Below are 26390 nucleotides of genomic sequence, written 5' to 3'. Positions count from 1 at the left end.
CGATGCTCAGGCTGGAGGGGGCGACCGTACGCTTCGCAGGGCGCACCGCGCTCGACGGGGTGGACCTCGACGTCGCCGAGCACGAGATCGTGTGTGTGCTCGGGCCCAGCGGCAGCGGCAAGTCGACGCTGCTGCGGACCGTGGCGGGACTGCAACCCCTCGGCTCCGGGCGGGTGTTCCTCGACGGCCGGGACCTGGACGGGGTGCCCGCGCACCGGCGGGGCGTGGGGCTGATGTTCCAGGACCACCAGCTGTTCCCGCAGCGGGACGTGGGCGGGAACGTCGCCTTCGGGCTCCGGATGCATGGCGTCTCGCGCGCCGAACAGGAAGCCCGTGTACGGGAGTTGCTCGACCTCGTGGGGCTGCCCGGAGCCGCACGCCGAGCCGTCGCCGCGCTCTCCGGTGGCGAGCAGCAGCGCGTCGCGCTCGCCCGCGCCCTCGCGCCCCGGCCACGGCTGCTGATGCTGGACGAGCCGCTCGGCCAGCTCGACCGGTCGCTGCGCGAGCGTCTCGTCGTCGAACTCCGGGATCTGTTCGGGCGGTTGGGCACGACGGTGCTCGCCGTCACCCACGACCAGGGCGAGGCCTTCGCGCTCGCCGACCGGGTCGTGGTGATGCGCGACGGGCGGATCGCCCAGTCGGGTACGCCCCTTCAGGTGTGGCAGCGGCCCGCGGACGAGTTCGTGGCACGTTTCCTCGGCTTCGACAACGTGGTGGAGGCGACCGTCGCCGGAGAGGCCGCGGACACGCCGTGGGGCAAGCTCCCGGTCCCGGAGGGCACCCCGCAGGGGCCCGGCACGCTGCTCGTCCGGCCCGCCGGCGTACGGCTGGTGGACGCGTCCGAGGGCCTGCGCTGCACCGTGACCGCACGCACCTTCCGCGGCACGCACGTCGCCGTACGACTGTTGCCCGAGCAGGCACAGGGCCTTGAGGCGGCATGCCCGCTGAGGACGGCGCCGGAGCCCGGGGACGAGGTCGGGGTCGTCTTCGACGCGGAAGAAATTGTCGTGCTCGGGGGCGGATCCGGCGCCCTGGGGTGCGGGCCATGACGCTGCTCGCCCATGACCGCTACTGCGACGAGATCGAACTCCAAGTCGGCCGGTTCCGGGATGTGGTGGCCTCGGGCGCCGATCTGTCCGCGACCGTGCCGACCTGCCCGGACTGGTCGCTCGAACAGCTCGTACGGCACACGGGCGGGGCCCTGCGCTGGGCCGAACTGCTTGTGCGCACCCGGGCCCAGGAGAACATCCCCGACGAACAGGTGCCCGGATACGAAGGACCGGAGTCCGCCGCCGAACTGGACGCGTGGCTGGCGGAGACGGGCGAGGCGCTCGTGCGCACCCTGCGCGAGGCAGGGCCGGATGCGCGGGTGTGGTCCTGGGCCGGGGTGTTCGACGCGGGCTTCTGGGCCCGGCGCATGACCCACGAGCTGACCGTCCACCGCGCGGACGCGACGCTCAACGCCCAACTGCCGTACGAGGTCGCAGCGGATGTGGCGGCCGACGCGCTCGACGAATGGCTGGAGATCGTCGCGTTCGTGCAGCGGACGCGCCCGAACCGGGCGGCCCGGGAACTGGTCGGACCGGGGCGCAGCATCCACCTCCATGCCACCGACACGGCACCCGGGCTGAACGCCGAATGGCTCATCGAGCTGACCGGGGACGGCGTCCTCTGGCACCGCGGCCACGAGAAGGCGCCGGTGGCCCTGCGCGGCCCGCTGACGTCGGTCCTGCTCGCCTTCTACCGTCGGCTTCCCCTGGACACCCCCCAGTTGGAGGTCCTGGGCGAGCGGGAGCTGCTGGAGTTCTGGCTGGAGCGGGCGTCGTTCGGGTGAGTGACGCCACGCCCGCCGCGGGGAGGGGCGCCCGAGTACGCACGACGGCCCGCACCCCGGCAGGGGGGGCCGTCGTACTTGTACTCGTACGGTCGTGGTGGCGGCGTCAGTTGGACTTCGACGCGCCGCGACGGCGCATGCCGAAGAACACCGCGGCACCGCCGATGACGACCAGGCCGCCGGCGATACCGGCGATCATGGGCGTGGACGAGCTTGCACCGGTCTCGGCGAGGTTCGAGTTGCCGGCCGCGGGCGAGGGGGAGTTGTCCCCCGTGGTCGCGGGGGCAGTGGTGCCGGCCGACACCGACGGGGTGTCCGACGGGGTGGCGGAGGACGGCGGCGTGGCCGGGGCCGACGGCGTCGGGGTCCCCGAGGCCGGGGGAGTGGTCTCCGAGGTCGCGCAGGCCTTGGACGGAGTCATCAGGAGCGAGATGTCGTCGTTGACCTGGCCCTTGTTGGCGTTGATGTGGACGCGGTACTGGGCGCCCGGGGCCCAGTCCTCGGAGAACGTGACGATGGCGCCCGCCTTGGTGCCGGTGACCGTCTTGTCGCCGACGTGCTTGGCGTCCGCCCCGTTCGACTCGAGGTAGACCGAGACGGTCGCCTCCTTGCCCGAGGCGTCCGTGTCGGTGACGGTGATGACACCCTTCCCGTTGGCGCAGGACGCGGCGGCCGAGAAGTCCTTGATGCTGCAGGCGAATGCGTTGCCGGCGACGCCGAGCGCGAGCGCGGCGGTGGCGGAGGCGACGCCGAGGATACGCACCGATCGTGAGGTGCGGGAGGATATGGACACGTTTTCCCTTCACGGGATGCGCAACTGCGGGGGGTTCCGGGGATGTTGCCGCAAGCAACAGCACCCCCATGAGACCCACAGGTCTATAAGCGGTGGCTCAGTGCTGTCAACGCCGATGTCCGGGATGCCGGACGTCTTTGCCCGGACATTAACCGCTGACAAGTTTGAGTGCCGCTGAAACGTGCTCAACCCCTCGCAGTCGCACCCTCGTTCATCTGTTCGCGCTCAGCCCTGGACGGCTGCCGGGTCCATCCACACGATCTCCCAGGAGTGGCCGTCGAGGTCGTCGAAGGAACGGCCGTACATGAAGCCCTGGTCCTGGACGTCGGGGTTCGCGGTGCCGCCGGCCGCGACCGCCTTCTCCACCAGCTCGTCGACCTTCTCGCGGCTCTCCGCGCTCAGACAGATCGCCACCTCGCTGGTCTTCGTGGCGTCGGCGATCTCCTTCTTCGTGAAGTCGGCGTAGCGCTGCTTGCTCAGCATCATCGCGATGATCGTGTCGCTGATCACGACACAGGCGCACTCGTCGGTGCTGAACTGCGGGTTGATCGAGTAGCCGAGCTCCGTGAAGAACTTCTTCGACGCGTCGACGTCGGCGACGGGCAGGTTCACGAAGATCATCTGCTGGTACATGAGCGGTCTCTCCAGTGGTGTCGTGGTGTGCCGTGGGTCGTACGGAGAGATGGACGGCGGACCGATACGAAACTCATCGCTGCGACGCGAAGAATTTTCCCGGGTTCTTCTCAGCCCGCCAGCGGCATCGCCGCCAGCTCCGCGACCAGCCACGTCAGCGGCACGAACACCGCGGCGAGCGCGCCCGCACGCAGCAGTGCCGCGGTGCGCAGCAGCGTGGCCGGCGCGCCCAGCCGCACCAGCGCGGCGACCGTGTCGGCGCGCGCCTGCTTCGCCTCGATCGCGGCCGTCGCCAGCGTCGCGAGCGTGCAGCCCGTCACGAGCACCGCACCCAGCGCGGTGAGCGGCCCGAAGGACGGGCGAGCGCCTGCGTACAGCGCCGCCGTCGCGTACGCCCCCGACGCCACCGCGCACACCACCCCGAGCGGACGCCCGAGCCGTCGCGCCTCCTCCTGCAGGCCGCGCCCGGCGAGCAGACGCAGAGCACCGGGGCGCACGGCCTGCAACAGCCAGCCACACCCGTGTGCGATCGCGGGCGCGGCCAGCGCCAGCCCCAGCGCGGTCAGCGCCCAGCCCGCCAGCACTCCGGCGGGCCCGACCGCGAGTCCACCGGGCAGATGGGGGCCCGGCGCCCGGTCCGAGCGGCTCGCGTACGTCTCCACGGCGAGCCCCGCGGCGAGCGCGGCCACCCCCCAGGGCAGGCCGCCCGGGGCGGGCCGGGGAGCGGTGGGCGACTCCGCAACAAGTGCCTCGCCGGGGAGGCCGTCGAGCTGTGCGTCCGGGGCGTCGCCGGTGCCGGACGCGGATGACGGGCCGCCGCGCCACCCCGTGCGGCGCGGCCGTCCGTCCTTCGGCCGCAGGACCAGCGCGCTCGCCATGGACGCCGACACCGGCACCAGAGCGAGCAGGGTGAGCGCCGCGGGCAGCGGCAGGGCCTGGTCCGCCGCGAGGAATCCCGCCGCCGCGCCGTCGAACGGCAACCCCGTCAGATCACCGCGCAGGTGCAGGAAGACCACCAGCGCCAGCAGCGAGCCGAGCGTGGTCGACAGGGCCGTGGTCACCGCCGAGAGGGCCATGAGCCTGGCCGGTCCCAGGCCGATCGCCGCGAGGCCGGACCGGGGGCGGGTGCCGGGGTCCGTACGGGCGACGGCCACCGCGAAGTACACGGTGGCGGCCAGCGGCGCAAGGCACCAGGCCAGCCGCAGCATCGATCCGGCCGCCGCCTCCGGGTGGCCCATCGCGTATCCCAGCGTGCACAGCAGCAGGAAGCCCGTGCCCGCCGAGGCCGCGGCGACCAGGAACCGGCGGAGCTGGACGAGGGGGTGCGCCCCGCGGGCTAGACGGAGAGCGAGCACGCGGCCCGGCCTTCCGTCTCGGTGAGCGGGGGCAGATGGATGGTGTTCACGCGCCGTCCGTCCAGGAGGGACACCGTGCGGTCGGCGATGGCCGCGGAGTCCGTGTGATGGGTGGCGAGGACGACCGTGATGCCGTGCGAGCGGGCCGCCGTGGTGAGCGTGCGCAGCACCTGGGCGCCGTCGGCGCGGTGCAACGAGGCGGTCGGCTCGTCCGCGAAGAGCACCGTCGGGCAGGCGGCGAGCGCCCGCGCGACCGCGATCCGCTGCCGGTCGGCCTGGACCAGTTCGCAGGGGCGTTTGCGGGCGAGCTCGCCGACGTCGAGGCGCTCCAGCCACTCCAGCGAGGCGGCCTTGGCCCGGCGGCGGCTCGTGCCGCGCAGCATCAGCGGCAGAGCGGCGTTCTCCCACGCGTTCAGCTCGGGTACGAGGAGGGGCGCCGGGTCGATCCAGCCGAAGCGGTCGCGGCGCAGCCGTTCGCGGGTGAGCGGGCCCATCGTGTGCACGGGGGTGCTGTTGAACCAGACCTCGCCCCGCTGGGCCGGGAGCAGCCCTGCCAGGCACTGGAGCAGGGTTGTCTTGCCGCTGCCGCGCGGGCCGGTGACGGCGAGGATCTCGCCCTCGCGCACACCCAGTGAGACGCCGCTGAGCGCGGGCGAGCCGTTGTGCTGGAAGTGCAGGGCGCGTGCCCAGAGCACGTCGTTGTCCGGCGGGGCCACCATCGCGTACACCTCGGTTCAGATCCGTTTTCCCAGGCCGTTCCCCCGTCCGGGGGAACCGTTCGGGGGAACGAAGGCAGGGTCGATCGGTCACTTTGCACGCTAGGCAGACGGCGCCGGGAGCCCGGACAGCAACGGCCCCGCACCGCCGTTTCTCACTCGAACGGGCGGTGCGGGGCCGGCTGTGGTCTTCCGGAGAGCTGGGGAACTACAGCTTGGTCCAGGCCTCCGTCAGCGTCGCGCGCAGGATCTGCTCGATCTCGTCGAACGTCTCCTGGTTGGAGATCAGCGGCGGAGCGAGCTGGACGACCGGGTCGCCGCGGTCGTCGGCACGGCAGTACAGGCCGTTCTCGAACAGGGCCTTGGAGAGGAAGCCGTACAGGACGCGCTCGGTCTCCTCCTCGTTGAAGGACTCCTTGGTCGCCTTGTCCTTGACCAGCTCGATGCCGTAGAAGAAGCCGTTGCCACGGACGTCGCCGACGATCGGCAGATCGTGCAGCTTCTGCAGCGTCGACAGGAACGCGCCCTCGTTGTCGAGCACGTGCTGGTTGAGGCCCTCGCGCTCGAACAGGTCCAGGTTCGCGAGACCCACGGCCGCGGAGACCGGGTGGCCGCCGAAGGTGTAGCCGTGCAGGAAGGTGTTGTCGCCCTTGTAGAACGGCTCGGCCAGGCGGTCGGAGATGATGCACGCGCCGATCGGGGAGTAGCCCGAGGTCATGCCCTTGGCGCAGGTGATCATGTCCGGGACGTAGCCGAACTTGTCACAGGCGAACATCGTGCCCAGGCGGCCGAAGGCGCAGATGACCTCGTCCGACACGAGCAGTACGTCGTACTGGTCGCAGATCTCGCGTACGCGCTGGAAGTATCCGGGCGGCGGCGGGAAGCAGCCGCCGGCGTTCTGCACCGGCTCCAGGAAGACGGCGGCGACGGTGTCCGGGCCCTCGAAGAGGATCTGCTGCTCGATCTGGTCGGCGGCCCAGCGGCCGAAGGCCTCGGGGTCGTCGCCGAAGATCGGGGCGCGGTAGATGTTGGTGTTGGGGACCTTGTGCGCACCCGGGACCAGTGGCTCGAAGGGCGCCTTCAGGCCCGGCAGGCCGGTGATGGACAGGGCGCCCTGCGGGGTGCCGTGGTAGGCGACCGCACGCGAGATGACCTTGTGCTTGGTGGGCTTGCCGACCAGCTTGAAGTACTGCTTGGCGAGCTTCCAGGCGGTCTCGACCGCCTCACCGCCGCCCGTCGTGAAGAAGACCTTGTTGAGGTCGCCCGGCGCGTAGTCGGCCAGCCGCTCCGCCAGTTCGACGGCCTTCGGGTGCGCGTAGGACCACACCGGGAAGAACGCCAGCTCCTGCGCCTGCTTGAACGCCGTCTCGGCCAGCTCGGTGCGGCCGTGGCCCGCCTGGACCACGAACAGACCGGCGAGACCGTCGAGGTAGCGCCTGCCCTTGTCGTCGTAGATGTAGGTGCCCTCGCCCCGGACGATGGTGGGAACGGGCGCGTTCTCGTACGAGGACATGCGGGTGAAGTGCATCCACAGGTGGTCGTACGCGGTCTTGCTGAGGTCCTTGGTACTCACGGCTATCGGGTTCCCCACATGTAGGTCTGCTTCTTGAGCTTGAGGTAGACGAAGCTCTCGGTGGAGCGCACTCCGGGGACGGCCCGGATGCGTTTGTTGATGACGTCCAGCAGGTGGTCGTCGTCCTCGCAGACGATCTCCACCATCAGGTCGAAGGAGCCTGCGGTCATCACCACGTACTCGCATTCGGACATGGCGCTCAGCGCGTCGGCGACGGACTCCACGTCTCCCTCGACGTTGATCCCGACCATCGCCTGCCGCCGGAAGCCCACGGTGAGCGGGTCCGTGACGGCGACGATCTGCATCACGCCCTGGTCGAGCAGCTTCTGGACGCGCTGGCGCACGGCCGCCTCGGAGAGGCCGACCGCCTTGCCGATCGCGGCGTACGGCCGGCGGCCGTCCTCCTGGAGCTGTTCGATGATGGCGAGGGAGACGGCGTCCAGCTGGGGACCGCCGTTCCTGGACTCGCGGGAGTCTCTCTGGTCTGCGCTTCGACTGGCCACGACCTCACTGTGCACGACGTCTCGACAGTTCCGCAAGGCTGGATCGATGAAATTCGTCGTTTACGTGTTTGAAGCCTGCGGATTTCGCAGCTATGGCGCAACCGAGGGTGTTGAAAACGTGGATGCACGGACTAGGGTGGGTGTCTCAGTTATTGGACACCCGAACTTGGAGGGCCGGCAGTGAGCACCGAGCTGCGTCGTCTGCGCAACTACATCGACGGCGAATTCCGTGACGCCGCCGACGGGCGGACCACCGAAGTGGTGAACCCTGCGACCGGTGAGGCGTACGCGACCGCCCCGCTGTCCGGGCAGGCGGACGTCGACGCCGCGATGGCGGCCGCCGCCGCGGCCTTCCCGGCCTGGCGCGACACCACGCCCGCCGAGCGCCAGAAGGCCCTCCTCAAGATCGCCGACGCATTCGAGGAGCGCGCGGAGGACCTGATCGCGGCCGAGGTCGAGAACACCGGCAAGCCGATCGGGCTGACCCGGTCGGAGGAGATCCCCCCGATGGTCGACCAGATCCGCTTCTTCGCGGGCGCGGCCCGGATGCTCGAGGGCCGCTCGGCCGGCGAGTACATGGAGGGGATGACCTCGATCGTCCGCCGTGAGCCGGTCGGCGTCTGCGCCCAGGTCGCGCCGTGGAACTACCCGATGATGATGGCCGTGTGGAAGTTCGCGCCGGCGATCGCGGCGGGCAACACGGTCGTCCTGAAGCCGTCCGACACCACCCCGGCGTCCACGGTCCTGATCGCCGACATCGTCGGCTCGATCCTGCCCAAGGGCGTCTTCAACGTCATCACCGGCGACCGTGAGACCGGCCGCATGATGGTCGAGCACCCGACCCCGGCCATGGCGTCCATCACCGGCTCCGTACGCGCCGGCATGCAGGTCGCCGAGTCCGCCTCCAAGGACCTCAAGCGCGTCCACCTGGAGCTGGGCGGCAAGGCGCCGGTCGTCGTCTTCGAGGACACCGACATCGCCAAGGCCGTCGAGGACATCTCGGTGGCGGGCTTCTTCAACGCCGGCCAGGACTGTACGGCCGCCACCCGCGTCCTCGTCCAGGAGTCCATCCACGACGAGTTCGTGGCCGCGCTCGCCAAGGCCGCCTCCGAGACCAAGACGGGCCGGCCCGACGACGAGGACGTGCTCTACGGCCCGCTGAACAACCCGAACCAGCTCAGCCAGGTCTCCGGCTTCATCGAGCGCCTGCCCGCGCACGCCAAGGTCGAGGCCGGCGGTCACCGGGTCGGCGACAAGGGCTACTTCTACGCGCCGACCGTCGTCTCGGGCCTCAAGCAGGACGACGAGATCATCCAGAAGGAGGTCTTCGGCCCGGTCATCACGGTCCAGTCCTTCTCGGACGAGGCCCAGGCGATCGAGTGGGCGAACGGCGTCGAGTACGCCCTCGCCTCCTCGGTGTGGACCAAGGACCACTCCCGCGCCATGCGGCTGTCCAAGGCCCTCGACTTCGGCTGCGTGTGGATCAACACGCACATCCCGCTGGTGGCGGAGATGCCGCACGGCGGCTTCAAGAAGTCCGGCTACGGCAAGGACCTGTCGGCGTACGGCTTCGACGACTACACGCGGATCAAGCACGTGATGACGTCGCTCGACGCGTAGGCGCCGGTCCGTCATCTCCGCGGCCCCTGACGGGAGTTGTCCCGTCCGGGGCCGCGCTGTTCCGAAGCACGGGCTTCGGCCGTTCGGATCGGCGAGGCGGAGCGACGAGGTGTCGGGTTCCCGCGGGGCTGCTCGACGGGGCGTCCATTGTCCGGCCACCGCCACCGGCGTCATGCTGCCGGGATGCACCGGACACCGAAGACGCCGACCCCCTCCCGCCGTTCACTGTTGCGCGCCCTCGGCGGGGGCGCGGCGCTCGGCGCGCTCGCCGGCTGTGGCGTGCGCCGCGTACGTGGCACCCGGCGACCGGGCCGTCGACGACCTGTCCGCCCGGGACCAACGGCTCACCTGGGCGAACTGGCCGCTCTACATCCGGGAGGAATCGCATCCTCGAGAAGACGACGCGAAGCGCCGCAGCGTCCTCTGGGCCGGCGGAGCCAGTCTGCGAGCCCTGGAAGGCGCGAACCGGCTTGTCCGGGGACACGGTTGTAGTCGGTGTTGACCAGGCTGGTGTCACCGGGTTTCCCGGTGTGGGGCCTTGTCACCGGTCCCGCGCCCGACAGGGCGGATGCGACTTCGGTGCCGCAGCCGGCGGCGACGAGGAGCGCGACGAGGCGTGAAGCGCAGGAGCGTACATGCTCGGTCGCTTTACGGCCGAGAAGGTGACGGTGCCCTGGCAGTCGGGCATCACCGAGCTCGCGTACAACCGCCGAAGGACCGGCCGTTCGACTCAGTCCCCGGCCGGGGCGCCACCTTCCGGATCATGCTCCCTCGATGCACCGAACAGAGCGGTGATGCACGTGGTCGTGCAGGTGCATCAGGCCGCGGGCCGTATGAGGCCTGACTCGTAGGCGAAGGCCACGGCCTGGACACGGGCGCGGGCGCCGATCTTGCCGAGGACCTTGCTGACGTGGGATTTGACGGTGGTCGGGGCGATGGAGAGCCACTCCGCGATCTCGGCGTTGGACCAGCCGGAGGCGACCGCGATGAGGACGTCGCGTTCGCGTCGGGTGAGGGTGCCGAGCCCGGAGGTGCGATGGAGGGGGCGGGCGGCGTGCTCTTGCCGGACGGCATCGATGAGCGCGCGGGTCAGACCGGGCGTGATGACGGCGTCTCCGGCGGCCACGACGCGGATGGCCGCGGTGAGTTCGCCCGGGGCCGCGTCCTCGAAGAGGAACCCGCCGGCTCCGGCGCGCAGGGCGGCATAGGCGTACCCCTCGTGGCCGGCGGGGGTGAGCACCAGGACCCGGGGCGTGTGGACACCTGCTTCCGCCGGTTCGAGAGGCCGGGGGAGGCGTGACGGCCGTGCGATGCGCCGGACGGTCTCGATGCCGTCCGCCAGGGAAAGGCGGCTGTCCACCAGGACGAGGTCGGGACGGAGCGAGGCGCTCATGTGGACCGCCTCGGCCCCGCTCGCCGCTTCCCCGACGACGCTCAGACCGGGCTCGGCGGCCAGGAGCATGCGCAGGGCGAGGCGCTGCAGGGACTGGTCGTTGACCACGAGTACGGAGACCATGCCTGTTTTCTCCCTGCCGGAGGCGGGGCCGCCTCCATGCGGAACGAAACGGTTTCGTTCATCAGCGTACCGCGGCTCCCGTAAAGGCGGAGTAGGCGAACAGCCGGAGTACGCGAACGGCCAGGACTTGGCCCGGACCAGCCCGGCGTCGTACGCCGTGGTCACGGCCTGGATACGGTCGCGTGCCCCGATCTTGGCGAGGACGCGGCCGACGTGCTTGTTGACGGTGGACTCGGTGAGGACGAGGTGCGTTCGGCGATCTCGGTGCTGGTCCAGCGGATGTCCCCCTTCGGCGGGCGAGTGGTACCGCGGTACCAACGGCCTGACCGAAGACCCCCTAATCCGCGGCGACACGCAGAAGGGCGAGAGTGATGTTGTCGGGACCGCCCTCGGCGATGGCGGCCCTCCACAGTTCGAAGACGGCGCGGCCGTCGTCGTGGTCCCGCAGCACATCGGCGATGGCGTCGTCCGGCACGGGATCGGTGAGGCCGTCGGTGCAGACGAGACAGCGGTCGCCGGGCGACAACGGCTCGGTCGTCACATGAGGGACGACGGCAAGGTACTGCGGGGTACCGCCGAGACACTGCGTCACCAGCGAGGTGGTACGCCGCCCCGGTGCCGGTTGCGGGCTGTCGTCCACGCTCACCATCCGGGGCCCCTCCCGCGGCGCGGCGAACACCCGGCTGTCGCCCACGTTGAACACCAGCAGCGACTCGGGCAGTACGACGACCCCCGCGAGCGTGGTGCCCATCATCGTGAGCTCGCCACCGTCCCCGCCCTTGGCCTCGGCGGCGGCGTACACGGCGCGGTTGCAGGACTCGACGGCCTCACGGACGGCGTCCTCACTGCTCAGCGCGGGCCCCATGGCCGCGAGCCGCCGGACGACCAGCGCACTGGCCACCTCACCGCCGGGATGCCCGCCGAGCCCGTCGGCCACGGCGACGACCAGCGGCGTACCCAGAGGGAACACCAGCGTCTGAGGATTCTCCGTGACGGTCGCGCACAGTGTCCACGGACCCACGACGAGGCTGTCCTCGTTCTTGTCCCGCACCAGGCCGGGGTGGCTCAGCGCACTGACAGCGACATACGACACCCAAGGCCACCGCCCTCCGGCCGACCGGCCCGGCCCCGGGCCGGGTCACGTTTCGCGTCCAATGACCGGTCCAGGGTCTGTCTTTCGGATCAGGCCGGCTGCAGGAAACCATCCGTAAGACAGGCCCTAGCTAGCCCTCGTCGTCCCGCTCGCCCTCCGCCTGGGACGGCTCGGTCCTGGGGACGTCCGGGTGCTGCTCCATCGCCGAACGCTCGCTCGCCTCGTCGCGCTCACCTTCGGCCTGCGAGGGCGTGGCCGAGTACCACGTGTGGTAATCCGAGGCTCCGGATTTCATGACGGGCCTCCTTCGTCGCTCACCTCCCATGCTCCACCTTCACGGGCGGCACGGCGCGACGAGTCTCGGAGCCACCGCCTGGGGGTTGGGGGGACGTACACAAGCGGGCGTGCCGCACGATCACGTAACGACTTGACCAAGCTTCCTTGAAGTAGGACTTCCTGGGTTGTTAGGTAAGCCTTCCCTGTCTTACGTTCTGTGCGCTTCTTGTGCACGTCAGACCGGAGAGTCCCTCATGTCCACCGCGAACATCGCCCTGCTCGGCGCCATCGCAGGCTTCACCATCTACCTCGGCCTTCCCATCGGCCGCCTGCGCACGCCCACGCCGCGCCTCAGGGCCGGACTGAACGCCGTGGCCATCGGCATCCTGATCTTCCTCGTATGGGACGTACTGACCCACGCCTGGGAACCCGTCGACGAGGCGCTGGGCAAGCACGAGTGGGGAACGGTCGCGTCCGGGGGCGGCACCCTGGCCGCGGGCCTGGCCATCGGACTGGCCGGGCTCGTGCACTACGACGGCTGGATCGCCCGCCGCCGCAGTGCCGCCGCACGGCCCGCGGGGCCCGGTGCCGCCGCCACGGCCGAGCTGGCCCCGAAGACCCGCAGCCAGGCAGGCTCGCTCGCACTGATGATCGCCACCGGCATCGGCCTGCACAACTTCGCCGAGGGGCTGGCCATCGGCAACTCCGCCGCCCAGGGCGAGCTCTCCCTCGCCGTCCTGCTGATCATCGGATTCGGTCTGCACAACGCCACCGAGGGCTTCGGCATCGTCGCCCCCCTGGCCGCCGAGGGCGAACGCCCGTCCTGGCCCACGCTGCTGTGGCTCGGCCTGATCGGCGGCGGTCCCACCTTCCTCGGCACGCTCGTCGGCCAGCACCTGGTCAACGACACCCTGTCGATCGCCTTCCTCGGCCTCGCCGCCGGCTCGATCCTCTATGTGGTCATCGAACTGCTGGCCGTTGCCCGCAAGTCCGGTCTGAAGACCCTCACCACCTGGTGCATCCTCGTCGGCCTCCTGCTCGGCTTCGCCACGGACGCCGTCGTCACGGCGGCAGGCGCCTGAGCTTTGAAGCCGACTCAGAGCCCGGCCGATATCGGCCGGGCTCTGACGGCTTTGTCATCTCTTTGCAACCCGCCCCGCGGCTGCCTCGTCTCTCCGCTCGATCCGTAACCCGCCCGCCGATCAGCGGGCGGGCCGACGAAAGAGAGCGAATCGATGCGCCGAACTGTCCTCAGCGCCATGGCACTTGCGTGCACCGCCGTACTGGCGAGCACCGTGCCCGCGTTCGCCGGCGGGGCGAGCCCGGCCCCCACCGTCCCCGCGGCCACCATCGCCCCGACCCCCAGCGCCGAACCGACCCGGGCGCCGAGCGCCGCACCGACCCGGGCGTCCAGCGCCGCACCGACCCGGGCGCCGAGCGCCGTACCGAGCCCGGGCCGGGGCCAGGTCTCCGTCGTTCCGAAGGGCGCGCCCGACACCGGGGTGGCGGAGGCGTCCTCGGGGTCCGAGGCCGGGCTGATCGGCGGGGGCGCTGCCGCGGTGCTCGTCGCGGGCGGCGCGGCGGTCTTCGCCGTACGGCGTCGGCGGGCGACCGGGGCATGACCGCACTCTCCAGGCGCGCCTTCGGCACCGCGGCACTGGCCGCGCTGCTCGCGGGCTGCAACGACCCCCGGCCCCGCACGGGCGCGGCCGTACGCCCCGGGAGCGCGCCGGCGTCTTCGCCGCCCCCCGCGACGGCGGCGCATGCCCTGCGGCATTCGGCCCCGGTCAGGCTGCAGATCCCGGCCATCGGGGTCGACACCCAGGTCATACGGCTGGGGTTGGCGCCCGACGGCACTGTGCAGGTTCCCCCGGTCACGGCGCACGACCGGGCGGGCTGGTACGGGCACTCGCCGACACCCGGGCAGGTCGGCCCGTCGGTCATCCTCGGCCATGTCACGGTCGGCGCCTACGGGGACGGGGTCTTCCGCCACCTCGCGCGGCTGCACCGGGGCGACCGGATCGTGGCGCGCCTGGAGAACGGCACGGCGGCGATGTTCGCCGTCAGCGCCGTACGGACGGTCACCAAGGCCGACTTCCCGGTGAACGACGTCTACGGGGACGTGGACCGTCCGGAACTGCGGCTGATCACATGTGGCGGCCCTCGTACCGGCGACGGGTACCTCGACAACGTGATCGTCTTCGCCACGCTGAGCTCCTCGACCCCCTGACCCTCTGCCGGGCTCCCGGCTTTGCGCGAGCAGCGGGGAGCGGGGGACCCCCTCCCGGATCCCGGGCCCACGGAACGTACGCCGACGGCCCGGCATCCTTCCCCACGAGTGCCATCACGACCATGGAGAGCGTTGAAACGGTCCCGTGACAAGGCAGCGTCCGAGCTGTTCGCCGCCCTCTACCCGCGCCTCGCCGGCTGGTGCCGCCGTCTCGTCGACGACGACGAGACGGCCCACGAGGTCGCCTCGGAGGCGTTCACCCGGCTCTGGGCCCGCTGGACGTCGGTGGAGGAGCCCCGCGGCTTCCTCTACGTCACCGCGGCCAACCTCGTCCGGGACCACTGGCGCAAGCTGGAGCGCGAGCGCAGAGCCGTACGCCGCGCGACCTCGGAAGCCGCAGTCCGCCCCCACACCGAACAGACCGATCCGTCGGTACGCCTGCTCGTGCAGTCGCTGCCGGAACGACTGCGTGTCCCGATCCTGCTGCACTACTACGCTGACATGCCGATCCGGGAGGTGTCCGAACTGACCGGGCGCAAGGAAGGAACCGTCAAGGCCGACCTCCACGCGGCCCGAGAACTGCTCCGCGTCCATCTGAGGAGAAGCCTTGACCACACGCCTTGACGACGGCCCGGAGTTCGAACCGGACGACCTCCTCGCGGTGATCCTGCGGCCCCCCACCGAACACCTCGGCCCGCCCCCCGGCCGATACGAGGAGATCCGCCGCACCGCGGCCCGCCGCCGGCTGCTCCGCGCTGCGGCCGGGGCCGGCCTGTCCTGCGCCGTCGCCCTCCTCATCGCACTGCCGCTCCACCTGGCGACACCCCAGGCGCCCGCGTCCCCGGCGGTCCCACTCGCACCGCCGCCCGCGGGCAGTCATGCGGCGTCGCCCACCCCGTCGGTGTCACCGACCCCCTCGGCGTCGCCCGCCCCGTCGATGCCGTCGGAGTCCATCACCTCCCGTCCCACCACGAGGCCCCGCACCGGCGAGTCCCGGACCCCGAGCAGCCCGGCGCTCCCCACCCGCGCACCGTCGGCGACACCGACCTCGGCGCGTATCGAGCCGTCGGTGGATCCGACCACGGCAGCCGCCACACCCTCGAGCGACACCCGACCGTAGGCGGCTGCGAGGGCACGGCGCGTCTGGCGAGGAATCACGGCCGAGGGTTCGGACCTGAATGCGGCGACGTCGTCCGGCGCAGCTCACGCACCGCGCACCCCATTCGGGTCAGCGCCTCGCGCAGGATCACCGGTGATGTCGCGAAGTTGAGCCGCACGCATCCTGCGCCGCCGGAACCGAATACGTGTCCGGAGCTGAGGGCGACCCTGGCTTTGTCGAAGAACATCTTCGCGGGTCCGGCCAGATCACTCACCACGCCGGGGCCATCGGTCTCCCGCTCGCCCTGCAGCTCCAGCCGTGTGCAGTCCAGCCAGGCGAGATAGGTGCCCTGGGGCGGGCGATACAGCACATCGGGGAGGTGTTCTTCGATGAGTCGCCCCAGCAGACTCCGGTTGGCGTCGAGCCCGACCAGCAGTTCGTCGAGCCAGTCCCCGCCCTCGCGGAACGCCGTGGTGTGGGCGATGACCCCCAGATGACTGGGGCCGTGACCGACCTCTTCGGGCAGAAGCCGAAGGTCGTCGGCGGCCTCGGGGCCTGCGATCGCCACAGCCGCCTTGAGACCGGCGAGGTTCCATGCCTTGGACGCGGAGATCAGCGCGAAGGCGTTCTCGGCGCCGGGAACGCTGAGAAACGGCGTGAAGGCGGCCCCGGGCAGCACCAGCGGCGCATGGATCTCGTCGGACACCACCCGTACGCCATGCCTGCGGGCGAGTTCCGCGATCGCCGCCAGCTCTTCGCGGGTATGGACGACACCGGTCGGGTTGTGCGGATTGCTGAGGAGGAACGCCGCGCGGCGGCCGTGGCGTCGTGCACGCACGAACGCGTCTTCCAGGGTGCCGAGGTCGATCCGCAGGTCCTGCCCGAGTCCTGCTTCGACGACTCCCCTGGCGTCGTGGGCGACGAATGCGTAGAACGGCGGGTACACCGGTGAGCACACGATGACGGCGTCCCCGGGGTCGGTCATCAGGCGGAGCACTTCGACGATGCCCATCATGACGTCGGGCACGACCGCCGTGTGCTCGATGCGCAGGCCGTCCCACTCCCATCGCTCGCGGGCGAACTCCGCGAGTGCCTCGGCGTAGGCGCTTCCGTACGGGTACCCGGTGTCGCCGAGGTCGATCGTCGTGTGGAGTGCTTCGACGATGGCAGGGGCCAGAGGCACATCCATCTCCGCCACCCAGAGCGGAAGCACATCCTTGGGGTGCGCGCGCCATTTCATGCTCGTGCGCTTTTGGAGCTGTTCAAGAGACAGCTGCACGAGGGGATCCGTTCGAGTGCCCTCCGCGGCCGTCGTCTCACAACCTGCCCTCTTCATTCACGCCCCCACGTAGGTTCCGGCGAACGGGTTCGGTAGAGGTCATAGCCGTCAGCTGATACCCGGCGTGCAGCACGCCACGCCGCCAGTGTGCCCGTCTTCGTCACCGGGCGCCCGGGTGCCGCACTGTGCCCGTCGCCGAGCCTTTAAAGGTTGCGCAAGCCGGGAACTATTAGACTCGCCACTCCTCAACCGCACGCCGTGCGGCCCGTCCGCAGACGACTGCGGACACCGCGAGGCTTTCACGCATCGGGGGACAGATGGCGGATCCTGAGACGTCAGGGCCGGAGATCGGTGTCACGTACGAGCGGCTGCTCGACCAGGCTCTGAGTTCATGGCAGGTCAGGGAGGCGCTCGACCGCGCCGCGGGAGTGCTCGACCGCGAGCAACTGCGCACCCGGGCGCTCCAGGCCCGTACGGCCGTCGTCGCCACCGCGGCCATCGAGTACCGGGACTATCTCCAGGCGCGCGCGGTGGCCGCCGAGCGGGGCGGTCGACGGCAATCGGCAGCGGCGGCACGCGGTGCGGGTGGGATCCTGCCTGTGCCGCCGATGTTCGTGCCGAGCCTGTCGGCTGTCGCCGCCGGCGTTTTCCTGCTGTCCGGGTATGCGCTACGGGCCGTCGAGGGCCGGCCCTATATCGGCGACGGCCTGATCACGGCGGGTTTACTGGCGGCAGCCGTCGCCGCCGGAGCGGTGATCGGTGATCTCGTCTGGTCGGTGGTGTCCGCGGCGCGCAACCGGTCCGCAGGGGAGGATGGACTGCCGGGCGACACCGATCGGGAGGTGAGAAGGGCTTGGGAGGCGTGGCAACTGGCCCTGCTGGAGCGGGGTGTTGTGCCGTTCCTGCTGGGCCGGCTCGAGGAGGCCTCGGTCGGGGAACGGGGCGATCACGCCGCCCGGTAGAGCCGGACCTTCCAGGATCTGCTGCCCCGCCACGGTCGTTGGGACGGTGGGGCGCGTGGTGCGCAGGCCGGGATCTTGCCGTCTTTTACTTCAGGTATTGCGCAATCGGGGAACCGGAAGGGATCGAATCGCGTTGATCATGATGAGGGCGGTAGGACGGAGCAGCAGCGGAGGATGGTCATGAGTGTGGCCCTGACCAAGGGCGGCAACGTGTCGCTGAGCCGGCAGGCCCCCGGCCTGACCGCCGTGACGGTCGGACTGGGCTGGCAGGCCAACACCGGCTGTGAACTGGACGCCGCCGCGCTCCTGTGCGACGAGTCGGGGAAGGTCCTGTCCGACGAGCACTTCGTCTTCTTCAACAACCTCAGCAGTCCCGACGGCTCGGTGCGCCACTCCGGCGGCGGTGGCCCCCACGGTCCGGACGACCAGCAGATCCACGTCGACCTCACCCGGGTACCGGGCGAGGTCACAAAGATCGTCTTTCTGGTGTCCCTCTACGACGCCTCGGTCCGGGGCCAGAGCTTCGGGCAGGTGCGCGGCGCGCACATCCGGGTCGCGGACCAGGAGAGCGGCACCGAACTGGCCCGCTACGACCTGGCGGCCGGAGGGCCTGCGACCGAGACCGCGCTCGTCTTCGGCGAGCTGTACCGCCATGGCGCGGAGTGGAAGTTCCGCGCGGTCGGGCAGGGTTACGCCTCCGGGCTCGCGGGCATCGCCACGGACTACGGCGTGGCGGTCCTGCGCGAGAGTGCGAGCCCGGCCTCCATGCCCGCTCCGCAGCCGGTCACCAAAGCCGGCACCGGCACATATGTGCCGCCCGTGCCCGCGGCCCCGACACCCGCACCGGGCTCTCCGATGACCCCGATGGCGGCAGCACCACCTCAACCGACAGGGAGTTCCTCCGTGACGTGCTTCTTCGACCCCAACCACGGCCCCGGCACGATGACCGTGACATGGTCCCCGCAGTGGGGTGTGCCCCGGCCGGTCCAGGCGTGCGGCGGCTGCGCGCAGCGGGTGCAGAGCACGCCGCCGCCGTTCTACACGCCGCCTCAGCAGGGGTATCCGCAGCCGATGCAACAGGGTTACCCGCAACAGGGTTACCCGCAGCAGGGATATCCCCAGCAGGGCTATCCCCAGCAGGGATATCCGCAACAGTACGGTGACCACCACGACCACCAGCAGGGCGGGCGCCGCTTCGGCGCAGGCGCGCTCATCGGCGCCGGTGCGGCCGGTCTGGTCGGCGGTGCACTGCTCAACGAGGCGTTCGACGACGACGAACCGGAAGTGGTCGTGAACAACTACTACGAAGAGGACTGACCGGCCGGTTCCCACGGCCCCGGCCCCGGTGCACGGGCCGGGGCACCGGAGGGCGCGCACGCCCGGACCCCACGCCTACACTGGGTGCTCGCGCGTGCGTTTGCTGTGACGGGGCGGGAGAGGACTGTGGCGGAGAACGTCGGTGGCTTCGAGGATCCGTCCGCCGAGGTCCTGGCGGAGGCGGCCGCCACCTTCGGGCTGTTGGCCTCGACGCCGCGTCTGCACCTCCTGTGGGCCCTGGCCCAGGGCGAGAGCGATGTCACCCACCTCGCGGACCGTGTGGGCGGAGCCCTCCCGGCGGTCAGCCAGCACCTGTCGAAGCTGAAGCTCGCCGGCCTCGTACGCTCGCGTCGCGAAGGCCGTCGGCAGGTCTACTACGTCGACGACCCGGACGTCGTCACCGTCGTCCGGATCATGGTCGGCCAGCTGGCGGCGCGCTCCGGGGAGACGTCCGTGGCGCACGGAGGTCTTGGTGTCCCGCCTGCGGGCGCGGTGGCTCTCCGGAGCTGAATCCTGTGAGGCGTTCGCGGCGCCTCACGCAGGTCTTGGACCGCGTGCGGTAGAAGAGGCTTGCCGATAGCTGGGTGCGAGAGAGGGCGGAACATGGCCGAAGCCCGGTCATGGCGGCGGTGGTTGGCCGTGCCGGTGTTCGCCGTGGCGCTGTACGTCATCGTCCACGCGGCCGACACCCGGCAGTCCGACATACCGCCCCCGGCCGGATCCTCGGCCTCACCCACGGGACCCGTGAGTCCCTCCGCCTCGGCCTCACCCACAGGGTCCGTGAGTCCCTCCACGTCGGCGACCGCCTTGTCGTACGACCCCGCCGACTACGCCTCCCAGGTCCGCACCCGGGCCCGTCAGACGGGCGTCAGCGCACAGCTGCTGATGGCGATCCTCTACAACGAGTCCTACAAACCGCACGACCCGGCCCTGGAGAGGGCCTGGCAGAGGTACAAGCCGGACTCCTCCTTCGGCATCGCGAACATGCACCGCGCGACCTTCGACGACACCAAGAAGGGCCGGGACTTCGCCGGCCGCAGGTGGGAGGAACTGCCCGACGACCGCGGCCTCGCCATCGAGGCCGAAGCCTGGTATCTGCACGACCTCGCGGCCCAACTGCCCGCCCGGTGGCCCGCCTCCTGCAACAGGAACGAACTGCTGGCCCTCGGCTACAACGCCGGCGCGGGCAACATGCTCGCCTTCGCCCGCGGCGCGACTCCCGGCAGTCAGGCCCAGTCGTACCTCGACCGGCTGCACGCCAACTGGGCCCGGGCGGGCAAGGCGGTCGGTACGTAGCGGTCGCAGCCGGCTGCGGTAGCCGGGGGCTCGCCACGTCGAAGCCGGAACCGCAGCGGCTCGCCCTTGGGCGACAGGACCTAGGTGGCGTCCGGGTCGACAGCGGGGGCCTCGACGGCGTGGTCCGCTCCCTCGCGGACCGCTTCGGCGGTCTCGGTCAGCTCCTTGGTGGGGTCGAGCGCGCCGCGGATCTCGTCGATGCCGAGGTCGCGGCGCAGCTCCAGCCCGTCACCGTCCAGAAGGTGCTTGCGCACGAACGTCTTCGGGTGCAGGTCCTCGAACTCGAAGTCCTTGAACTCCGGGCCCAGTTCGGAGCGGACCTCGTCCTTGGCGCTCTCGGAGAGCTCCCGCACCTTGCGCAGGAACCCCGCCACGTTCTGGATGAGCTGCGGCAGTTTGTCCGGGCCGAACAGCAGAACGGCCAGGATCACCAGGGTGACCAGCTCCAGGGGGCCCACATCGGGGAACACTCGCCACTCACTCCTCGCCTCTGCCGCCGGGCGGTTTGTGTGCCGCTGCAGGTGCGCCACTCACCAGAATACTTTAGCAGTTGCGCAAGTGTGTGGGTCGCGCAGGTTGTGACGGCGCCGCTTTTGAACATGTTCAATTCGAGGCGTACGCTCGCGTCATGAGCGACAGAGCCGCCCTGTTGAAGGGCATCCGCGTCTGGCTGGTGCTGTTCGTCGTCTGCCTGGTGCTCAGCGGTGCCACGGCCTTCCCTTTGGTGCACGAACTGCACTGGGCCGAGGACGTGCTCAGGTCCCTGTCGGTGCCGGAGCACCTCCCCGCCCTCATGGACTGGATCGAGCGGGTGCGCCGCGGGCTCGACGCCACCGACGCCGAGTACCCCTTCGTCCTCTACGGAACGGACTGGCTCGCCTTCGCGCACCTGGTGATCGCGGTGGCCTTCTACGGGCCCTACCGCGATCCCGTCCGCAACATCTGGGTCGTCGAGTTCGGCATGATCGCCTGCGCGGGCATCGTCCCGCTCGCCCTGATCTGCGGGCCGATCCGCGGTATCCCCTTCTGGTGGTCGGTGATCGACATGTCCTTCGGGGTCTTCGGCGTGGTGCCGCTCTACATGGTGCGGAAGAAGATCAAGCGTCTGGAGGAGCTGACGGCACCGGCACCGTCGGCCCCTCCCGCCACGGCCGTCAGCGGTTGAACGCCGGGAACGCGAACCGCTTCGCGACGGTCAGGCCGTCGTTCTTCGCGTCGGTCGAGTTGACGGAATAGACGAGGGTCCGGGACAGGTCCCGGGTGGCGGCGATGACCGTGCTGTAGCCGGGCCGCGAACCCGTCTTGCCCCAGATCACCTTGCCGTTCAGCTCGAACCGCTCCAGCGCCGCCGCGTACGTCGCCCCGGGCACCTTCGGGACGGTGAACATCTCCTTGAGCTGCGGCTCGGGCACGACCCGGCCGCGGAACAGCGCCACCAGGAACCGTTCGAGGTCCTTGGTGGTCGAGATCATGTCTCCGGCCGCCCATCGGTCGGACATGTTCCAGTCCGTCACATCCACCAACTTGCCGTCGATCCAGTCGTATCCACGGTTGTGCGGACCGTGGATGCGGGGGTCGGCCCCGTGCGGGAACGAGGTGTCCCGCATGCCGAGCGGCCGGAAGATCCGTACGGCCGCCTGGTGCGCGTACGAGTCACCGGTGATCTTCTCGATCAGCATGCCGAGTACGGTGTAGTGGATGTTGTCGTAGTTCTGCTGCGTTCCGGGTTCGTACCCGGGGCCCAGGGCGACCGAGGCCGCCACGACCTGCTGCGGTGTCAGCGTCTCGAAGCGGTGCGGGTAGCCGTCCTCGACGGTGTCGCCGAGGGACGGGCCCGACTGCAGGCCGCTGGTGTAGGTCAGCAACTGCCGTACGGTGATGGGCCGGAAGTCCTTGGTGAGCAGACCCGGCAGATACTGCTGCACGGTGCCGTCGAGACTGATCCGCCCCTCGGCGGCGAGTTGCAGCACAATCGCCGCGGTCACGACCTTGGTCACCGAACCGGCCCGGAAGCGTGCGTGCTCCAGGGCCGGCGCCCCGCTGCGGACGTCACGCACTCCGGCGACACCGCGCCAACTCCCCTTGCCGCCCACGCGCAGGAGGGCCGCGGTCGCATCGTGATCGGGCAGCCCGGCGATCGCCGCGCACAGGGCCTCGGTATCGGGCCCGCCGGTCGCCGACGGCGGGCCCGCCTGTGCCGTGCACGACGACGGGGCGGAGTGGGCGGCGGCGGTTCCCGCCAGGGGCAATGCGGTCAGGCTCAGGGTCAGAGCGGCGGCGAGGGCGACGGCGGTCGGGCGTATCTGCATCTTCTGCTCCGGGTTCGGTGGGATGTCGAAGATCATCCTGCGGGCCGTCCCCGCTCCGGGGATCCTCACCGAGGAGGGCGCCGCCCCGGGCATCGGGCCGAGGGTTGCCCCTAGGGGCCCGCGACTTCGACGGGATCCCCGAAAAACTGTTATCGCCCCGCCCGCCACTCCGTCTCCTTCAGCGCCCCCCGTTTCCGACGCACAGGAGCGCATCGCGTGAGTCACGGGCACGATGACCGCACTCGCCTCGACCGCGAGCCGCAGCAAGCCATTTCGCCCGGTATCGGACGGTACTCAGCACCCTGGTGCGGGCCGTCGAGGGCCTCCCGTCCCGTATGCCACAGCCGTGGCTGAGACTGGACGTCCGCAGCGCGGTACGACGACCGTGGAAAGGACGCACGTGGACACCCGGCAGTGGCGCTCGACCATCGCGGCGGCGCAGACCGGCGACCGACAGGCACTGGACGAGCTGGTCGCGGGCTGGCTGCCGCTCGTCTACAACATCGTCGGCCGTGCCCTCAACGGCCATGCGGACGTCGACGACGTCGTACAGGAGACGATGCTCCGGGCCGTCGACAACCTCGGCACGCTGCGCGACCCGGACAGCTTCCGCTCCTGGCTGGTCGCCATCGCCATGCGGCAGATACGGGACCGGGCGCGCCGCCGTACGGCCGAGCCGCTGGCCCGCGACGCGGGTGACCAGGCGGCCGACTTCGCCGAACTCACCGTGCTGCGGCTCCAGTTGGAGGGCCAGCGGCGTGAGGTTGCGGAGGCGGTGCGCTGGCTCGACGACGAGGACCGCCAGTTGCTGTCGCTGTGGTGGCTGGAGGTCGCGGGCGAACTCACCCGCCGCGAACTGGCGGACGCGGTCGGCATCAGCCGGCAGCACGCCGCCGTACGGGTGCAGCGGATGAAGGAGCGGCTGGAGGTGGCGCGCGGCATCGTAAGGGCGCTGGAAGGGGCATGCCCGGAACTGGGCGCCCTCACCGACCGCTGGGACGGACGGCCCGGCTCCGTGTGGCGCAAGCGGCTCGCCCGGCACATCCGCGGCTGCGCGTACTGCGCGGGGGCGGACGAGGGCGTCGTACCCGCCGAACGGCTGCTCGTCGGGATGGCGCTCGTCCCGGTGCCGGTCGGCTTCACGCTGGCGCTGGCACTCGGCGGCAAGACGTCCGCGGCGACCGCCTCCGTCGGCTGGTCCGCCAAGGTGCTGGGCGCGCTCACCAAGCCCGCCGTGGTGGTGACGGCGGGGGCGACGATCGTCGCGGGCGGTGCGTACGTCGTCACCCGGCCCCCGCACGATCCGCCCCCGCGGGCCGCCATCGCCCCCACGGCGTCGGTGAGCCCGTCCCGGACACCGTCCGCGACGCCGACGAGTCCGCCCTCGCCGTCACCGTCCCCCTCGAAGACGGAGACCGACGTGTACGGCTCGGTCGTGGACGCCGTCGACAGCGCGCCCGCGGTTGGCGCCCGGCCCGGCACGCTGCCCCACCGCCCCGAGTCGGGGATCACCAGCTCCGGCGGTGCGAAGACCGTCATGCAGCACCGCGGGGACAGCGTGACGCTCAAGGGGCAGGGCTATGTCCTGGTGCGCTGGCAGATCTCGCCCAGGAATCGGCCCGGCGCGCTGGTCCCGCCGAGCTGGACCGGTCTCAAGGGGAAGCTGTTCCACGTGGCGTCGGGTGGCGGCCGACGGATGGACGATCCCCTCGCGGGCAGCCCCGACGGCTACGCCACCGGCATGGGCGGACCGAGCATCGGATACGCCGTCCTGCCGGCCGGCACTCAGCAGATGTGGCAGAACGAGTACTTCTACCTCGACGGTTCCGTCACCCTCACCCAGAACGAGCGGGGCTGCGACTACGGCCTGATCGTCTTTCCGTCGAGCTGGGACCAGGCGGAGAAGGACATCCTGACCGGACCGGCCCAGGGCGTCATCCGCTACGGGCTGGTCCGCGACAACGGCAAGGACACCGCGCCGGTACCCCAGTACGTCACCCGCTCGGCCCCGGCCGACGCGGCCACGGTCCCTCAACGCTCGAGCGTGTAGCCGTTCACCGCGTCCGCCGGTCCGCGCAGTGCGCACAGTGCGTCGATGCGGTTCGTGGTGATCGAGTCGACCCCGATGCGGAGGAGGCGCCGCATGGAGCGACGGGTGTCGGGGGTCCACACCGACAGCAGGTAGCCGTCCCGGTGGACCCGGGCGGCCAGCTCCCGGTCCACCAGTGCGAACCGGTAGTTCAGCCACCGCGGGCGCACCGCGTCGAGCAGGGCGGGCCGTGGCGGGGCGAGGGTCGTCCAGGTCAGGGCGATCTCCGCCGAGGGCGCGGCGGCCCTGACGGCCAGCATCGTCTGCGCTCCCGCGCAGTAGTACACCCGCTCCTCGGCCCCGCACTCCCTCACCACGTCCACGATCCGGCGCACGTCCCGGGCCGGGGGCCCGCCCGGCAGGTCGATCATGACCCGGCTCCCGTCGGTCGCCGCGAGGGCGTCCGCCAGCGTCGGGACCCCGCCCGCCGTCAGCCCCCGTACCTCGTCCGAGGAGAGCGCGGCGAGCGGGCGCTCCTGCTCCCACAGCCGCTTCAGTGTCGCGTCGTGCAGCAGCACGGGGACGCCGTCCCGGGTGAGCCGTACGTCGATCTCCACCGCGTCCGCGCCCCGGTGGAGCGCGGAACGCAGGGAGTCGAGCGTGTTCTCACGGTGGCGGTAGGGATCGCCGCGATGGGCGACGGCAGTCACGGGGCGCATGGGACCCATTGTGGCGGTGCCCGGGGGAGCGGTGCTCAGGGGGCGAGCCACGCCGAGGTGTAGGTGTCGATCTCCGACGTCAGCTTCGCCTTGCCGGCCTCGTCGAGGAAGGATGCCTCGACCGCGTTCTTGGCGAGGTCCGCGAGCCCCCGCTCGTCGAGGTCCAGCAGCCGCGCGGCGACGGCGTACTCGTTGTTGAGGTCGGTGCCGAACATCGGCGGGTCGTCGGAGTTGATGGTGACGAGCACGCCGGCCTTCACGAACTCCTTGATCGGGTGCTCGTCGAGGGCGCGGACCGCGCGCGTGGCGATATTGGAGGTCGGGCAGACCTCCAGCGGGATGCGGTGCTCGGCGAGGTGGGCGAGCAGCTTCGGGTCCTGGGCGGAGCTGGTGCCGTGCCCGATGCGCTCGGCGCGCAGCTCGTTCAGGGCGTCCCAGACCGTCTCGGGCCCGGTGGTCTCGCCCGCGTGCGGCACGGACCGCAAGCCGGCGGCAAGGGCGCGGTCGAAGTAGGGCTTGAACTGGGGACGCGGTACGCCGATCTCGGGTCCGCCGAGTCCGAACGAGACGAGGCCCTCCGGGCGCAGCCGGTCGTCGGTGGCGAGCCGTGCCGTCTCCTCGGCGGATTCGAGGCCCGCCTCGCCGGGGATGTCGAAGCACCAGCGCAGTACGGTCCCGAAGTCGGCCTCCGCCGCCTTGCGGGCGTCCTCGATGGCGTCCATGAAGGCGTGCTCGTCGATGCCGCGGCGGGTGGACGAGAAGGGGGTGATGGTCAGCTCGGCGTAGCGGACCTGCTGCCGGGCCATGTCGCGGGCGACCTCGTACGTCAGCAGGCGTACGTCCTCGGGGGTCCGGACGAGGTCGACGACGGACAGATACACCTCGATGAAGTGGGCGAAGTCCGTGAACGTGAAGTAGTCGGCCAGGGCCTCGGGGTCGGTGGGGACCTTGGAGTCGGGGTGGCGGGCGGCCAGTTCCGAGACGATGCGGGGGGAGGCGGAGCCGACGTGGTGCACGTGCAGTTCGGCCTTGGGCAGTCCGGCGATGAAGGCGTGCAGATCGCGCACGGCTGTGCTGTCGCGGTGGTCGGTCAAGGATTCCTCCCCGGAACGGCGTCCCGGCGCCGGGTTCGGGCGGGACGCGGGTGATCGGCTGATCGGTGAGTCAGGGATCATCGTAGGACGCGGCTCACGTCGGGGGGACGTGAGCCGTAGCATGACGGAACGTACGACGGAGGG

At 70.9% G+C, this 26390-nt stretch carries 27 protein-coding genes and 3 pseudogenes; 15 read left to right on the top strand and 15 right to left on the bottom strand.

The features are described 5' to 3' along the window. Positions 1-2 precede the first annotated feature (2 nt). Together ABT186_RS17695 and ABT186_RS17690 are read left to right on the top strand one after the other, a co-directional pair. Positions 3-1049: an ABC transporter ATP-binding protein gene (locus tag ABT186_RS17695; RefSeq protein WP_351925697.1), complete on the top strand. Its 1047-nt coding sequence runs from the start codon at positions 3-5 to the stop codon at positions 1047-1049. Beyond that, positions 1046-1834, top strand: coding sequence for a maleylpyruvate isomerase N-terminal domain-containing protein (locus ABT186_RS17690; protein ID WP_351223950.1), 789 nt, complete (start codon positions 1046-1048; stop codon positions 1832-1834). Before ABT186_RS17695 ends, ABT186_RS17690 begins: the two co-directional genes overlap by 4 nt. 106 nt (positions 1835-1940) lie before the next feature. On the opposite strand, the gene ABT186_RS17685 is transcribed toward ABT186_RS17690, so the two are convergent. The 6 genes from ABT186_RS17685 to ABT186_RS17660 all read right to left on the bottom strand — a co-directional run bounded on the left by ABT186_RS17685 (position 1941) and on the right by ABT186_RS17660 (position 7422). Then, complete coding sequence (locus ABT186_RS17685; RefSeq protein WP_351925695.1) at positions 1941-2627, bottom strand: LAETG motif-containing sortase-dependent surface protein; 687 nt, start codon at positions 2625-2627, stop codon at positions 1941-1943. 225 nt (positions 2628-2852) lie between these two features. Next, positions 2853-3260 (bottom strand): VOC family protein, encoded by a 408-nt coding sequence (locus tag ABT186_RS17680; protein ID WP_351223954.1) that lies wholly within the window; start codon positions 3258-3260, stop codon positions 2853-2855. Between the two features lie 110 nt (positions 3261-3370). After that, positions 3371-4615 (bottom strand): hypothetical protein, encoded by a 1245-nt coding sequence (locus tag ABT186_RS17675; RefSeq protein ID WP_351925693.1) that lies wholly within the window; start codon positions 4613-4615, stop codon positions 3371-3373. Beyond that, the gene (locus ABT186_RS17670; protein ID WP_351223958.1) at positions 4597-5334 is read right to left on the bottom strand and encodes an ABC transporter ATP-binding protein; all 738 of its coding nucleotides are present in this window, start codon (positions 5332-5334) and stop codon (positions 4597-4599) included. The genes ABT186_RS17675 and ABT186_RS17670 overlap by 19 nt, the downstream gene beginning before the upstream one ends. A gap of 205 nt (positions 5335-5539) precedes the next feature. Beyond that, entirely contained in the window at positions 5540-6904 is a 1365-nt protein-coding gene (locus tag ABT186_RS17665) for an aspartate aminotransferase family protein (RefSeq protein WP_351223960.1), read from the bottom strand. A 2-nt stretch (positions 6905-6906) separates the two neighbouring features. Further along, positions 6907-7422, bottom strand: coding sequence for an Lrp/AsnC family transcriptional regulator (locus ABT186_RS17660; RefSeq protein ID WP_351223962.1), 516 nt, complete (start codon positions 7420-7422; stop codon positions 6907-6909). Between the two features lie 165 nt (positions 7423-7587). On the opposite strand from ABT186_RS17660, the gene ABT186_RS17655 reads away from it, so the two are divergent. Together ABT186_RS17655 and ABT186_RS17650 are read left to right on the top strand one after the other, a co-directional pair. After that, positions 7588-9027 (top strand): gamma-aminobutyraldehyde dehydrogenase, encoded by a 1440-nt coding sequence (locus ABT186_RS17655; RefSeq protein ID WP_351223964.1) that lies wholly within the window; start codon positions 7588-7590, stop codon positions 9025-9027. A 183-nt stretch (positions 9028-9210) separates the two neighbouring features. Next, positions 9211-9401, top strand: a pseudogene (locus ABT186_RS17650) (spermidine/putrescine ABC transporter substrate-binding protein); the annotation flags it as partial. 443 nt (positions 9402-9844) lie between these two features. Here the strand turns inward: ABT186_RS17650 and ABT186_RS17645 are convergent. The 4 genes and pseudogenes from ABT186_RS17645 to ABT186_RS17630 form a co-directional block, all read right to left on the bottom strand. Then, entirely contained in the window at positions 9845-10543 is a 699-nt protein-coding gene (locus tag ABT186_RS17645) for a LuxR C-terminal-related transcriptional regulator (RefSeq protein WP_351925719.1), read from the bottom strand. Between the two features lie 132 nt (positions 10544-10675). Next, positions 10676-10818: pseudogene (locus ABT186_RS17640) on the bottom strand (response regulator transcription factor); the annotation flags it as partial. Between the two features lie 62 nt (positions 10819-10880). Beyond that, positions 10881-11636 (bottom strand): PP2C family protein-serine/threonine phosphatase, encoded by a 756-nt coding sequence (locus ABT186_RS17635; RefSeq protein ID WP_351223966.1) that lies wholly within the window; start codon positions 11634-11636, stop codon positions 10881-10883. A gap of 130 nt (positions 11637-11766) precedes the next feature. Then, on the bottom strand, positions 11767-11931 hold the full coding sequence (locus ABT186_RS17630) for a hypothetical protein (RefSeq protein WP_351223968.1): 165 nt from the start codon (positions 11929-11931) through the stop codon (positions 11767-11769). Between the two features lie 235 nt (positions 11932-12166). On the opposite strand from ABT186_RS17630, the gene ABT186_RS17625 reads away from it, so the two are divergent. From ABT186_RS17625 to ABT186_RS17605, 5 genes are all read left to right on the top strand, one after another. Continuing rightward, positions 12167-12994: a ZIP family metal transporter gene (locus tag ABT186_RS17625; protein WP_351223970.1), complete on the top strand. Its 828-nt coding sequence runs from the start codon at positions 12167-12169 to the stop codon at positions 12992-12994. Positions 12995-13147: 153 nt separating this feature from the next. Beyond that, positions 13148-13534 carry a sortase-dependent protein gene (locus ABT186_RS17620; protein ID WP_351925691.1) on the top strand — a complete coding sequence of 129 codons (387 nt, stop codon included), beginning with the start codon at positions 13148-13150 and terminating at the stop codon, positions 13532-13534. Beyond that, positions 13531-14142, top strand: coding sequence for a class F sortase (locus tag ABT186_RS17615; RefSeq protein ID WP_351925689.1), 612 nt, complete (start codon positions 13531-13533; stop codon positions 14140-14142). The genes ABT186_RS17620 and ABT186_RS17615 overlap by 4 nt, the downstream gene beginning before the upstream one ends. A 132-nt stretch (positions 14143-14274) precedes the next feature. Beyond that, positions 14275-14766: an RNA polymerase sigma factor gene (locus ABT186_RS17610; RefSeq protein WP_351925687.1), complete on the top strand. Its 492-nt coding sequence runs from the start codon at positions 14275-14277 to the stop codon at positions 14764-14766. Continuing rightward, on the top strand, positions 14750-15262 hold the full coding sequence (locus ABT186_RS17605) for a hypothetical protein (RefSeq protein WP_351223978.1): 513 nt from the start codon (positions 14750-14752) through the stop codon (positions 15260-15262). The genes ABT186_RS17610 and ABT186_RS17605 overlap by 17 nt, the downstream gene beginning before the upstream one ends. Before the next feature lie 34 nt (positions 15263-15296). Here the strand turns inward: ABT186_RS17605 and ABT186_RS17600 are convergent, their stop codons facing one another. After that, entirely contained in the window at positions 15297-16577 is a 1281-nt protein-coding gene (locus ABT186_RS17600; protein WP_351925685.1) for a MalY/PatB family protein, read from the bottom strand. A gap of 260 nt (positions 16578-16837) precedes the next feature. Between ABT186_RS17600 and ABT186_RS17595 the strand changes: the two genes are divergently transcribed. The 4 genes from ABT186_RS17595 (at position 16838) to ABT186_RS17580 (ending at position 20095) form a co-directional block, all read left to right on the top strand. After that, a complete protein-coding gene (locus ABT186_RS17595; RefSeq protein ID WP_351223982.1) occupies positions 16838-17482 on the top strand; it encodes a hypothetical protein in 645 nt (214 codons plus the stop codon). Positions 17483-17662: 180 nt separating this feature from the next. Then, positions 17663-18799 carry a TerD family protein gene (locus ABT186_RS17590; RefSeq protein ID WP_351223984.1) on the top strand — a complete coding sequence of 379 codons (1137 nt, stop codon included), beginning with the start codon at positions 17663-17665 and terminating at the stop codon, positions 18797-18799. Positions 18800-18925: 126 nt separating this feature from the next. Next, positions 18926-19309: an ArsR/SmtB family transcription factor gene (locus ABT186_RS17585; RefSeq protein WP_351925683.1), complete on the top strand. Its 384-nt coding sequence runs from the start codon at positions 18926-18928 to the stop codon at positions 19307-19309. Positions 19310-19402: 93 nt separating this feature from the next. Next, positions 19403-20095, top strand: a complete 693-nt coding sequence (locus tag ABT186_RS17580) for a transglycosylase SLT domain-containing protein (protein WP_351925681.1) — start codon at positions 19403-19405, stop codon at positions 20093-20095. 80 nt (positions 20096-20175) lie between these two features. Here the strand turns inward: ABT186_RS17580 and ABT186_RS17575 are convergent, their stop codons facing one another. Further along, complete coding sequence (locus ABT186_RS17575; protein ID WP_351925679.1) at positions 20176-20565, bottom strand: sec-independent translocase; 390 nt, start codon at positions 20563-20565, stop codon at positions 20176-20178. Positions 20566-20723: 158 nt separating this feature from the next. Between ABT186_RS17575 and ABT186_RS17570 the strand changes: the two genes are divergently transcribed. Continuing rightward, the gene (locus ABT186_RS17570; protein WP_351234962.1) at positions 20724-21260 is read left to right on the top strand and encodes a hypothetical protein; all 537 of its coding nucleotides are present in this window, start codon (positions 20724-20726) and stop codon (positions 21258-21260) included. Here the strand turns inward: ABT186_RS17570 and ABT186_RS17565 are convergent. Next, the gene (locus tag ABT186_RS17565; protein ID WP_351925717.1) at positions 21250-22404 is read right to left on the bottom strand and encodes a serine hydrolase domain-containing protein; all 1155 of its coding nucleotides are present in this window, start codon (positions 22402-22404) and stop codon (positions 21250-21252) included. The genes ABT186_RS17570 and ABT186_RS17565 overlap by 11 nt on opposite strands. A 400-nt stretch (positions 22405-22804) precedes the next feature. Here ABT186_RS17565 and ABT186_RS17560 point away from each other — a divergent pair, with 400 nt between their 5' ends. Further along, positions 22805-24454: an RNA polymerase sigma factor gene (locus ABT186_RS17560; protein ID WP_351234984.1), complete on the top strand. Its 1650-nt coding sequence runs from the start codon at positions 22805-22807 to the stop codon at positions 24452-24454. Here ABT186_RS17560 and ABT186_RS17555 read toward each other — a convergent pair. Together ABT186_RS17555 and ABT186_RS17550 are read right to left on the bottom strand one after the other, a co-directional pair. Beyond that, positions 24436-25152, bottom strand: coding sequence for a glycerophosphodiester phosphodiesterase (locus ABT186_RS17555; RefSeq protein WP_351234964.1), 717 nt, complete (start codon positions 25150-25152; stop codon positions 24436-24438). The genes ABT186_RS17560 and ABT186_RS17555 overlap by 19 nt on opposite strands. A 35-nt stretch (positions 25153-25187) precedes the next feature. Further along, positions 25188-26301, bottom strand: a pseudogene (locus ABT186_RS17550) (adenosine deaminase). Between the last annotated feature and the right edge of the window lie 89 nt (positions 26302-26390).

It is taken from the genome of Streptomyces sp. NPDC001634, assembly GCF_040298185.1.
In the GTDB taxonomy this organism is placed as follows: Bacteria; Actinomycetota; Actinomycetes; order Streptomycetales; family Streptomycetaceae; genus Streptomyces.
Note: the sequence above shows the minus strand (reverse complement) of the source record. Positions and strands in the feature narration are given on the sequence as shown.

Coding starts and splice junctions, on each gene's coding strand:
- ABT186_RS17690 (WP_351223950.1), top strand. CDS start 1,046: ATGACGCTGCTCGCCCATGACCGCTACTGCGACGAGATCGAACTCCAA.
- ABT186_RS17590 (WP_351223984.1), top strand. CDS start 17,663: ATGAGTGTGGCCCTGACCAAGGGCGGCAACGTGTCGCTGAGCCGGCAG.
- ABT186_RS17600 (WP_351925685.1), bottom strand. CDS start 16,577: ATGAAGAGGGCAGGTTGTGAGACGACGGCCGCGGAGGGCACTCGAACG.
- ABT186_RS17580 (WP_351925681.1), top strand. CDS start 19,403: ATGGCCGAAGCCCGGTCATGGCGGCGGTGGTTGGCCGTGCCGGTGTTC.
- ABT186_RS17570 (WP_351234962.1), top strand. CDS start 20,724: ATGAGCGACAGAGCCGCCCTGTTGAAGGGCATCCGCGTCTGGCTGGTG.
- ABT186_RS17630 (WP_351223968.1), bottom strand. CDS start 11,931: ATGAAATCCGGAGCCTCGGATTACCACACGTGGTACTCGGCCACGCCC.
- ABT186_RS17595 (WP_351223982.1), top strand. CDS start 16,838: ATGGCGGATCCTGAGACGTCAGGGCCGGAGATCGGTGTCACGTACGAG.
- ABT186_RS17670 (WP_351223958.1), bottom strand. CDS start 5,334: ATGGTGGCCCCGCCGGACAACGACGTGCTCTGGGCACGCGCCCTGCAC.
- ABT186_RS17565 (WP_351925717.1), bottom strand. CDS start 22,404: ATGCAGATACGCCCGACCGCCGTCGCCCTCGCCGCCGCTCTGACCCTG.
- ABT186_RS17695 (WP_351925697.1), top strand. CDS start 3: ATGCTCAGGCTGGAGGGGGCGACCGTACGCTTCGCAGGGCGCACCGCG.
- ABT186_RS17645 (WP_351925719.1), bottom strand. CDS start 10,543: ATGGTCTCCGTACTCGTGGTCAACGACCAGTCCCTGCAGCGCCTCGCC.
- ABT186_RS17620 (WP_351925691.1), top strand. CDS start 13,148: ATGCGCCGAACTGTCCTCAGCGCCATGGCACTTGCGTGCACCGCCGTA.
- ABT186_RS17680 (WP_351223954.1), bottom strand. CDS start 3,260: ATGTACCAGCAGATGATCTTCGTGAACCTGCCCGTCGCCGACGTCGAC.
- ABT186_RS17625 (WP_351223970.1), top strand. CDS start 12,167: ATGTCCACCGCGAACATCGCCCTGCTCGGCGCCATCGCAGGCTTCACC.
- ABT186_RS17615 (WP_351925689.1), top strand. CDS start 13,531: ATGACCGCACTCTCCAGGCGCGCCTTCGGCACCGCGGCACTGGCCGCG.
- ABT186_RS17555 (WP_351234964.1), bottom strand. CDS start 25,152: ATGCGCCCCGTGACTGCCGTCGCCCATCGCGGCGATCCCTACCGCCAC.